Genomic DNA, 11,380 nt, shown 5'->3' with positions numbered 1-11,380 from the left:
GCTTGCTTTATGTGGGATCTAAGGAGGTTTGAGAATGCTGCAAGTCGACAAGCTGCACCAATACTACGGCGGTAGCCACATCCTGCGCGGGCTGTCCTTTGATGTGAAGGTCGGCGAAGTCACCTGCCTGCTCGGGCGCAACGGCGTGGGCAAGACCACCTTGCTCAAGTGCCTGATGGGCCTGTTGCCGGCCAAGGAAGGCGCGGTGACCTGGGAAGGCCGGGCCATCACGGCGTTCAAGCCGCACCAGCGGGTGCACGCCGGTATCGCCTACGTACCCCAGGGCCGGGAAATCTTTGGCCGGCTGACGGTGGAAGAAAACCTGCTGATGGGGCTGTCGCGTTTTGGCGCGAAGGAGGCCAGGGAGGTGCCGGCCTTTATCTACGAATTGTTCCCGGTGTTGCTGCAAATGAAACACCGGCGCGGCGGCGACTTGTCCGGTGGCCAGCAACAACAATTGGCCATCGGCCGCGCTCTGGCCAGCCGGCCGCGCCTGTTGATCCTCGATGAGCCCACCGAAGGCATCCAGCCTTCGGTGATCAAGGAAATCGGCGCGGTGATCCAGAAGCTCGCCGCACGCGGTGACATGGCGATCCTGCTGGTGGAGCAGTTCTACGATTTCGCCGCCGAGCTGGCCGACCAGTACCTGGTGATGTCCCGGGGCGAGATCGTGCAGCAGGGGCGCGGAGACCAGATGGAAAGCGAGGGCGTGCGCGGCCTGGTGACGATCTGAGCCGCCCCCCTTCAACGCTCAACCGTGCGGCACTTTGCGCAGCTCCATCAAGAACCGCGACGCGACATGCCCCCTCGGCTGCCAGAATGAATCGGGCTCCAGCACATACAACCTGCCGGAATTGAACAGCGTCGTGAGCGCCTCGCGGGTGCTGACCCTGGGTTTGTCCGATTCGGGATCGACCCAGCCGAACAGCAACAAGTCGTGCTCGGCACGCTCGAAGCTGGGCGCATAGACCAACAGCGCGCCCGCCCTGGGGGTGAAGTAGTAACGGGCACCCACCACGTTATCCTGCCTCAGCATATCGACCACGAACCGACACTCTTTTTGTGAGATGAAGTTGTCGGCGATGGCCTGTTCATACCGATCCGCCGATTGCTCCAGACCGACCTCCCACTTGTGCAGTTGCTGCACGCCCATCACGCGATAACCCGCCGGGTACTTGGGGCGCGGCGTGGTGCGTGGGTCCAGGTTCATCACCCCACCAAACAGGCGCTGGTAGGCACGCGTGCCGCTGCGCAGTCCCACATAGACACTGGGCCCGCTGTCGTCCACCGGTTCACTGGCCAGGTAACTGTTGCCTGCCGGGTTTTGCAGGATGGCGGCCATCCACGCCTTGCCTGGAGCGGCCGGGTAGCGGCGCCACAGATCGCGCGCGGCGTCGTCCGGATGGGAGAACAACGGCCCGAGGGCAACCCTGGCATCCAGCGCCTCAGCGGCCGTAGAGCCGGAACGCTCGCTCCAGGTTTGCAGGACGGGGCCCTTGCCGGCCCAGATATCACCCGTCACCAGCACATCGAGCTGCCCCGCACGGGCGACCTGGAGGATGTATTCACGGGGGTTGAAGTCCCCATTCAACCGCTTGATGTATGCCTGCAACTGCGGCTCGGCATCCCAATCATCGTCCAGCCGCGTGGCCTGGTATTTGAGCAAGGCGCTGTCGGCGCAGGACAGGTACAGCGGCAGAAAGGCCGTTGCGCCGGCATTTTTTCTCGTACGCACCACCCCCAACGCGGCGCGCAGCACACTCGGCGGGATGAACGCGTGATACACCGGGGACGCTCGCAATTCTTGCGGCTGCCGGGCCGGGGCGTACAGGTACAGTGCCGCCACCGTACAGCCCACCGGCAAGCGCCCGCCCAGCAGCACCCGATCATAGGGGAACCTCTTGTCTTCACCCTCCACCGGCAGGCTGGCCATCCAATGCCCGTTGGCCAGTTTGAAGATAAATCCGTAGGTCAGGCGCTCGTGCCCGCCCGCCCGCTCATGGGCATCGCGTGCGGCGTCGTCGATATGGCTGAACACCGGCCCCATGGCACGGTCCGCCGTGGCGTGGGTGAACCGATCCGGGCTCAGGAACCCACGGGCAGGCAGCCAGGCGCTGCCCAGGGCCTGTGCATTGCCCCACAACGCACTGCCCTGCACCACCGACAGGGACGCGACGTTAAGTACCCGGTTGACGTATTCGACAGGCGTCAGGCGGCCATCGCGCATCTGTTGCTCCAGCTGATTGCTCAGTGGGTCGTGGGGTGTCCGCCCGGCCGGTGCCACGGCTTGCCTGAGTGCCTCAAGGTCGTCTGCCAGCCGGCCTTGCTGCGTCGTGCCCAATGCGTTTTTGCAACTGAACCCGACTACCGAACCGTCGAGCCCGAACAGATACTCATGGCTCCACAGGTGCTGGCAGGTGAGTGCCGTGGCCAGCACCTCGGTGGAAAACATCGCCCGGTAAACCGCCTCGCCGTCCTCATCCAGGATGAAGCCGGGCAATACATCGCGGCGCGAACGGTAGCGCCCCACCAGCGTCAGGCCAGGAGCCAGCCAGTCGGCACGCACATCCTCATCCGGCAGGATCCACTTGGGATCGAAATTCTCCGTCGCCACGGGCAACGGCTCGGTGGCGACAAACAGGCCATCGACACGCTTGAGCAGCAAGCCTGCGTAGATCTTGTCACGACGTTCACCCACTCGTTCGTGTGCATAGCGCACGGCGTCGTTCTGATCAAAGAACGCCGGGCTCAACGCTCTGCGACTGAAGTCCGCATAGGGCAGCCAGTCCGCTCCCAGCCTGTTGCTTTCCTCGTCCCAGCATTCGCTGGTCACCAACACGCCAAGCCAGCTGGTGGCGATGACATTCCTGATAAAGGCCTGGGCTGACAACTGACCCGAACTCAGTCGGGTGTGTACGTCCTCAAAAATACCGGACGATTGTTTGACCGGGTCGAAGAGCCGCGTCGAAATGTCTGCCTGGTACTCGAGCAAGGCATTATCCAGAGTGGAAATGAACACAGGCAGGGTCACCTCGCTGCCCGTATCCCGCCAACGCCTGGCGGCCAGGAAGGCGCTGTACAAGTCAGCCGAGGACAGGAAGTGCCTGGCCAGCCAGCGCTGTGGATTCTGCAGTGCCTCGGGCATCCACCGGCGCGCGTACACCAAACCGTGCAACTCGAACGGCGCGGGGTAGATGAACGCCCCGTCCTCCTGGGCGGCAAACAGACTTGCCTGGGTGAACAACGGGTTGGCCGCGTCTGCGGGGACAAATTCGCTCACCACGTACTCATCCTTGTCGGCGTGCTTGAGCAAAAACGCAAACGCCGTCTGGGCCGGGTGATAGCCCCGTCGCAGGCGTCGGTGGGCGTCCGTGACGGCATCCCGGGCAGTGGAAAATATCGCGCCGAAAGCCACCTGTTGCGGTCTTGCAAAAGGTGCCGAGGCCGGGTACGGGCGCCAGGTTGCCAACACATTGCCCGGCGGTCCCCACAATGGGCTGCCGAGCACAATGCGCAGGCCCAGGGCGGATACGTGTCGCACCATGGCCAGCGGCTCGCGTGCCTCAAACCCACTACCGGGCGCCACCTCGGCCATCAGCGCTAATTGTTCCTTGGCCCCCGTGAGATCAAAGGCGATCAGGCCATCTTCATCACAGGAGAGATACCCGGTGGAGACCCAGTGTCGATTGCCGATCAGGCTGTGCAGGTCGGCATCGCTGAACCGTTGCCAATCCACGCTGGCCTCTTCCCGCGTCCAGCCCTGGCGCTGCATATGCCCCCGATCCAGGCGCGCCAGCGAACGGCATGAGGCGTACTGTCCATGCAGCGTGTAGGGTTCGGGGACCAACAGCACGCCGGCATGATCCACGGGGAATACTGTCTCGAGGGCAAAGCGCCCGGCGTCGGTGCAAGCAATCGGCAAGGTGGCGATAAACCGCTGGTCCGGCGTCCTGAGGATGCAGCCGCAGTACTGCGCGTACCGAGCGGCATTCACCTGTTCATGGGCAAACCGCGCCGCATCATCGGCATGCAGGAACGGTGCGCTGAACACCGGCGTCCGATACCGGGCGAAGGGTTTCCAGGTTTGCTCCACGCGCCCGGTCACGTCCCAGAGCCGGCCGGCCACCTGCACCGACAGCGCCCCTGCCGCCGCAACCCGCAGCACGTACTCAGTGGGCGTTACCGCACCGGAGAGCAGGCTGGCCTGGTGACCGTTATCGGTGACGCGACCGGTAGGCGTGACCCCATACAACTGGCTCTCGAGGCCGGTCCCGCTGAACCGGTATTGCAGTTGCGCGCCATCTCGGGTGCTCAGGTAAAACGAACGCAGCGTCCGGTCCGCTGCCCGTGCCTGGGCGATCGCCGCGCCGAGGTCCTCGGGCGCCACAAAGCTCTCGTACAGCCAATGCTCTCGAGTATTCATCCCAAGGGCTGGGAGCGACTGATAGCAAATGCCGTGCAGTTCATGCCCCTCGGGTATCACTGGCTCGCCCTTGGCATCGCGTGCGAACACCGATGCAGGCGAAAACAACGACCTGCCGACCGCCTCGGTCAAGGGTAGGGGCAACGTGGCGAAATACGCTGGGGCCTGGGTGTCTTTGAGAATGAACGCGACCTGCCTCACTCCCGGCTTGAGGTTGAACCGGGCGTGCACCACTTCAGCCGCCAGTTCCGGGTGAGACACGACCCAGGTATACGCCGGCTCCACCGGAGTCACCGCTACAAACGGCTCAAAGGGTTGCCATGTGACAGGCACCCGGCCCCGGGAATTGCCGAACACCGGGTTTGTCTCGATGACATGAAACTCGCCCGCGCGCACCATCTTATCGAGGACATGCGGGGGCGCGCCGCGGAACCGGTCAAGCCGCGGCTTGATGGTACCGGTGCGCTGGATTTCCTGCAGCGCGTCATGAAGATCAAGTTCCAGCGCACTGCCACTGCGTACATATTTGATCAGCGAACCCGCCGTGCCCGAATAGTAGAGGCTGGGAATGGGTTGCCCACGCCTGGTGAAACTGGCGACATACGTCCGCAAAGGGACATTGAGGGTCAACAGCAGTCGTTCGTCCAGCGTCCATTCATCGTCATAATCCGAGCCAGCGGCCAATATCTTGCGTATTTTTTCCGGGTCGGTGTCCACGGCGATGAAAAAGCCGTGGTAGCGGTAATCCGGTGGCAAGGCCATGGCATCGAGCACGGTACCGAATGACAGGCCCATTTGCGCGAGCAGCTCGGTGTCGCCAATAGGCGCCGTCGACACGAACCTGCCGTCGCTGCGCTGCAGGATAAACCCCAGTTGCAGGATGTCGCGCTGACGCACGCGCTCATAGAGATAACGGGCCGCGTCATCGGCCCTGAAGAAGGCCGGGCTCAGGTCAGCCTGCTGCCGTTCAAACCAGGGCTGGACTTTCCCGAGGCTGCGCCAGATCGTTCCGCCCTCGCGGACGTTCAACTCGCCCATGCTCGCCAAGCGGTCGACATAACGGTATTCGGTCAGCGTACCGTCCTGGAGCTGCGGTTGTACCGCCGCCCCATCCGCCCCCAGAAACGAACGCTCGGCATGCGTCCCCGAGAGGGTATAACTCATCAGGCTTTTATCGATGAGCCGCTGATACAGGGTCGGCGACCTCTGTGGGTCGAACAGCGCCGGCGCCAATGCCAGCCTCTCGGCCAGGCTCGCCAGGAACACCGGTGAAATCGCCGGCAGGCTCGCCGAGGTCCGGCCCAGCAGGGCACCCTCGATCAAAAAGCCTGGCGGCAACTGCGCCTGGCCATCGTTGCCCCGTGGAAATACCTGCGGGGGCGGCGCGCCTTTCGGGGTCAACCGTTCGCCAAGGGTACAGACATAGGCGTCCTCTCCCGTGGCCTTGAGCAGATACCCGAAAAAGGGCTGGTCGAGTGCCTTGTCGGTGGCGGGAATCAACTCGGACACGAGCGGCTTGGGCATGACCGGAGAGAAGAACGGCTGCATCCGGTCACCGCCCGTCAAGGGCCGACTCAGGGCCCAGTCGTTGAGTACCCATGCCTTGCTCACCCGCCCCCGCACGCCGCCCCAGGCACTGTTGGCCACCAGCACCGACAGTGCACCCGCCTCGGCCAGCGCCGGCACGTAGTCCTTGAAAAAATCGATGTTCGGGTGGTTGACCGGGTCAAGCTGGGAGAGGAACGCCTGCAGCTTCCCCCGGGTGCGCACTACAAATTTCAACAAGGTGCCATCCGGCCCGGACAGGTAGCTCGCCGCCACGTGGCCGCTCAACCGCTCGATGACCTGCATGTCCGGATACGAATACAGACCCCGCAGGAGGGTGCGCTCCCGGGGCGGGAACAGTCTGGCGGGAAAGTCGTCATCGGTATCGGGATGGGAGTGGTAGAACCCGTAGCAGGTATAGCCCGCCGGCAGGATCGGCTTGCCGTCCACGATCGGGATCACACTGTCGAGGGCAATCTGTTTGGCGGCGCCCCTTTTTGGCACCGTCGCGAAGTAACGCTCTGTGTACTTGAGAATCGCACCGCCGTACTCCCCCTCGCGTTTCTTGCCGATGTGCCGGTGGGCCCAATAAGCGGCGTCATCCGCAGTGATGAACGGCGGGCTGAGTGCCGGCAGGCCAGCGCCTGAGGCAGGTGTTTGCCGACTGTCATCGGCGTGCGGCGAAGCATGGGTATCCATCGTGAAGCCCCCTCGGGCGTGATCTGGGAAACGGACATTTAAAGCGCCCGTCCTTCCCGCAGGGTCTTAACTATGTGTGGTGCGCCAAGGCGTCAGAATTCGTCCTTGGCCGGGCGCTGGGGCTGCACCTCCATGTGCGGTTGCTGCTGGCCGTCGCGCACCGACCAATCCACATGCAACAAGCCGCTGAGTGTCCAGTAGTCATCCGGCTCCAGCACGTACAGGTGCCCATCGGTGGCAAGGCGCGACAGCCATTCAGTCGGCTGGTAATCGACAGGGCCGAAAAACAACTGGCCAGTGAACAGCTCCTCCTCCCGCGGGGTAAACCTGGGTTGGTACTTGAGCAAAGCACCTTGACGCGTGGTCAGGTAGCAGAAGGCGCCCTGGACGCCGCCCACTTTCAACAGGTTGCGATAAAACCCCAACTCGTCCCGACTGACGAAATGAGCCGCGAGGTCTTCATTGCCGGAGCCCTCGCCCATTGTCTTGTAGAAAAGATGGCAAGCCTGCAGTTGGTACCCCTTGGGATAGTCCGGTGTCGGCGGGTCGGGAAACAGCAACGTGCTTTCATACAGAAACAGGCGTTGCGGCACCGATGACTCGATACCGTGGTCCTCAAGGGGTTCGGCCGCAATGAACGAAGCCCGCGCAGCATCCACCAGAATCGCCCCCAGCCCTTGCTCCTTTTGGAATGTCCCCATGCGGTGGGCGGTCGCGCGGGCAGCGTCGTCCGGGTGTGAAAACAGCGGGCCGAACAGTAATGGACGGTTTTGCCGCGAGTCTGCGGCCTTGGTGCCGGCAACCCAGTCGGCGTCGACCTTGCCGCGCACGCTCCACGTGGTGCTGACCTGCTCCACCTGAATCTCCAGGGCACCGGCTAACTGACGCACATACGCCAAGGCCTGCAAGCGTCCGGCCTTAAGCTGCCGCCAGATCTCGGTCGAAGGCATGCCCGCGGCGAACGGCGTGGCGCTGGTGGGGTTCAGTTTGAGCCAGGCGCCGTCCACACACCCCACATAGATCGGCAAATAGGCATGATGGGTCGGCGTTCGCACGCCCCAGGCGCGCGCCAGGTCCTGGGGCGACACGAAACGGCTGTACAACGGGTCGTGCTCCAGAATGTCCGCCCTTGCCGGCGGGCACAGGTAGAGCCCCAGCAGCTCGAAGCCCTGGGGCGCAAGGCCGTCGAGCATCACTCGGTCCAGGCTCAATGCCCCACTGTCACCGGGCAGCGGGACACTGGCCACATACCGCTCGACATGCCTGGCCTTCAACAGCAGGCCGAACTGCAGACGCTCACGCGGGCCAGCCAGGCGGTGCAGATAAGCCTGCAGGTCAATGCGTTGCGCGAACACCGGCGTCAGTTCCGTATCCGCCGTGACAGGCCCCGTCATGGCCGAGACAGCACCGGGTACCCAGTGCGTGAGCGTGCGCGCGGCCCCCCACAGTGCACTGCCCTGGACAACCCGCAGCTCACCCGCACGGGCAACGCGATTGACGAACTCGCTGGGGGTCAGGGTGCCGTCGCGAAAGCTGCGTTCGATGTCGTTGCGTTCGGGGTGATCCTTGTCGCGGCCGCGCACCGACACTTTATGCTCCAGGCTCTGTTCAAGCGCGTTGTGGCTGGGCGTGTAGCACAACAGCGCATCGTCGTCGCACAACAGGTATTCAGGCCCGACCGAATGCCTGGACGGCACCGTCGAAGGGCTGAGTATCGCCGCCAGGAACGCCGTGGAAAACATGTTCCAGTACACCGCGCGCTCCTGCTCGGGAAGCGCAAAGGGCACCTCACCCGCCACCCGCGAGTGGTAACGCGCCACACAGGTACTGGCGTGCAGAAACATAGCCTGCGTCACCAGTTCATCAAGGCGAATCCAACCCGGCGCGAAGTCTTCGACCTGCACCGGCAACGGCTCGGTGGCAGTGAACAAGCCGTCGGTACGCCGCAGGATCAGCCCGCCGTACACTTGGTCGCGCCGCGCGCCCAGGCGCTCCAGGGCATAACGCGCGGCGTCATCCGCGTTACTGAATACCGGGCCCAACAGGCGACGGCTGATGTGCGCGAACGCCAGCCAGTCGGCTCCGACCCGCCCTGGCACGTCCCAGCATTCACTGGGCACCCGCACAGACAATTGACCACTTGCCGCCATTTGGCGGACATAGCTGCGTGGCGTCAATGTCAGCGCCAGCTTGGCCGGCAGCACCTGCGGATCGACCTGGCCGGAGTCGTCGACAAACAGGGGAAACGGATCTTGCCGGGTGTGGAACTCCAGCAGTGCGCCATCGAGTGGCGAACAGTACAGCGGCAACGGTGACATCAGCCCTCCACGCCTCACGCCACGCTCATCGTAGAGGGCCTGATACAGCGCCTGCGCATCGATGAAATGGCGGGCCAGCCAGGCCTCCTGCCCCACCAGTGCGCGGGCCATGCGCTGGCAGGCGTAGTACACGGCATACACTCGAAACTCATCGATCAGGACCGGGGCGCCGAACTCTGCAGCGTGATAGAGGCGATCCAGCAAGTGCCCCGGCAGGACGGGAGTGGCAGCGAACTCATCCAGCGTCACATGCTTGATCACCAACCCCAGGCCACTCGCGCCGATGGCGTAGCGCGTGCGCCCACGGGCACAGGCGTGCTCCACGGCCTGGGCGGCAGTGGCAAATACGGGGCCCAGTTCCGGTGGTGAGGCAACCCGGTACTCATCGGGTTCGAACGGCCCGGACCAGTCGCTCTCCACCTTGCCCGCAGGCCCCCAGACCCGGCTGCCCACCACCACCCGCAGCAACCCGCCCAAGACCGTTTCGCGCACCAGGTCGCCAGGCTGCAACGTGCCGTCCTGCAATTGGTGCTGCACTTCACTGCCACCGGGGCCAGGGGCGACGCGGGCACGCAGGTCATGGGCCATGCCCGGCGCAAACGGCTCATAGCACAGCAGGCTGTCCGCCGAGCCCGACAGGTAGGCCAGCGGGACGTCCTGTTGCAGGCCGAACACAGCATGCAAATCCGTGTCCGTAAACATCTGGCCCGCGATTGCCGCTTCCTCTTCAGACCACTTGAAAGCGCCGTTCTCGGCGCGTCTGCGCGAGCTATAGATACCCCGTACACGATGCCCCTTCGGCAGCAAGATGAGCTGGCCATGGCGGTCCAGCGGGTAGACCTGGCTCAAGTCGAAACGCCCGCCTGGGTTTGCCAACGGCTCGGTCGCGACGAAGCGGTGATCATCACGCTGCAGAATCAGGCCGATGTAGCTGTGATCGCGCCGGCTGCCGATTTGCTCGTGGGCGTAGCGCGCGGCATCATCAGCCATCACGAACGCCGGACCAAAGGTCAGGGCATGACGGGCATAGGGTTTCCACTGCGCACCGACGCGTCCGGGAACGTCCCACAACAGGCTGGTGCGCAGCACCGTCAGCTCGCTGGCTGCAGCCACTTTCCGTACAAACTCCAGGGGCGTCATAACGCCCGCCACCAACCCCGCATTCAGGTTGTTGTCGATGCCGCGCTGCGACGTCGGTGTTGGATTGAAAAATGGCGACTGCGCCTGGGCATTGGCGAACAGCAACTTGAGTTGCGCACCGTCATAAGTGCTCAGATAAAACCCGAACCCGGGCCCGCCGGTGACCACCCTGGACAAATTGATAGCATGGGCCAACGGCAGCGGTTGGATAAAGCGCTCATACAACCACGGTTGCCTGACCTTCGGCGGCGCGGGCACATCGGCACACAATGTATAGGCGCCCACAAGTGTCCAGATATGCGGGATAAAGAAATTGCCGTCGTTGTCCGACCGAAACACAACCGCTGGATCGAACTGCACCTGAGCCACCACTACCGGCTCGGTCGCCATGAATGCCTGGCGGCTGCGGTGCTTGAGGATGAATCCGACTTGCTGCGCGTCGGGATTACGCAGCAGTTGCTCATGGACCAGCGCCATGACCTTTTCGGGGTCGTCCAGGATCGGCCCCAGGTAAGGCTCTTGGACAATGGGGTTCGGATTGGGCAAGTAGGCACGCCACTGGCTGGACAGGTCTGCACGCCACCCCGCCCAGACCGGCGAGCTGACGACCACCGATACTTGGCCGACCGCCAGCAATTCCTGGATGTAGGCTTCGACCGGCTCGCTGTCCAAGGGTAGCGCCGGTGTCGCCTGCCCCTTCAGCCGAGCCCGCATGCGCAGGACAAAGTCCTGTGGCATCGGCCCCTCATTGAGCACGAACCTGACCAGGGAGCCTTGCGGCCCAACGGTGTAGAACACCCTTAAAAAGCTGGTCGCCAATACGGCCTCGAAGCAGGGGACACTTTGCGTGAGGGTAATGCGGGAGGCCGACCAGCCCGGGCGCAGGCGGCTGATCTGGGCATGACGGTCGATATCACAGAAGTAGTACGCCTCGTATTGATAGCCATGGTTTCGCATCTGAACGAAGGCCGGGACCATGGTCTCGACATCGCTGAACAGAAAATCCTCCAACCGCCCTTCTTGAGGGTACGAAGCGCGACAGTAGCCCTGCGCGTCGGTAAAGATATACCCGCCGCAGGATCGGCCCTTGGTCCTGTCGATCTGCGCCGCCGCGTAACGTGCGGCATCATTCAACGCGCCAAAAGGTGGGCTCAGGCGGTGCAACAGGGTCTGGGCGGAATAGGTCATGCAGTTCACTCCTTGATAAAAGGGTGGACCACCACCCTTACAGTGCCACCATCTTGGCGAGGGGCGC

Annotated in this window: 3 protein-coding genes; 1 reads left to right on the top strand and 2 read right to left on the bottom strand. The window is 63.6% G+C overall.

Translation table 11 applies throughout. The features are described 5' to 3' along the window. Positions 1 to 34: 34 nt before the first annotated feature. Entirely contained in the window at positions 35 to 733 is a 699-nt protein-coding gene (gene urtE / locus AC3WP7_RS24445) for an urea ABC transporter ATP-binding subunit UrtE (RefSeq protein ID WP_071491627.1), read from the top strand. 18 nt (positions 734 to 751) lie between these two features. Here urtE and AC3WP7_RS24440 read toward each other — a convergent pair whose 3' ends face one another. Both AC3WP7_RS24440 and AC3WP7_RS24435 read right to left on the bottom strand, forming a co-directional pair. Further along, the gene (locus AC3WP7_RS24440) at positions 752 to 6,667 is read right to left on the bottom strand and encodes a DUF4329 domain-containing protein (protein ID WP_102591554.1); all 5,916 of its coding nucleotides are present in this window, start codon (positions 6,665 to 6,667) and stop codon (positions 752 to 754) included. A gap of 92 nt (positions 6,668 to 6,759) precedes the next feature. Beyond that, positions 6,760 to 11,313 carry a hypothetical protein gene (locus AC3WP7_RS24435; RefSeq protein WP_102591553.1) on the bottom strand — a complete coding sequence of 1,518 codons (4,554 nt, stop codon included), beginning with the start codon at positions 11,311 to 11,313 and terminating at the stop codon, positions 6,760 to 6,762. Positions 11,314 to 11,380: the final 67 nt, after the last annotated feature.

The sequence above is a fragment of the Pseudomonas sp. FW305-3-2-15-C-LB1 genome, assembly GCF_058787615.1.
The sequence above is the reverse complement of the archived record's forward strand: the minus strand, read 5'-3'. Positions and strand labels throughout refer to the sequence as shown.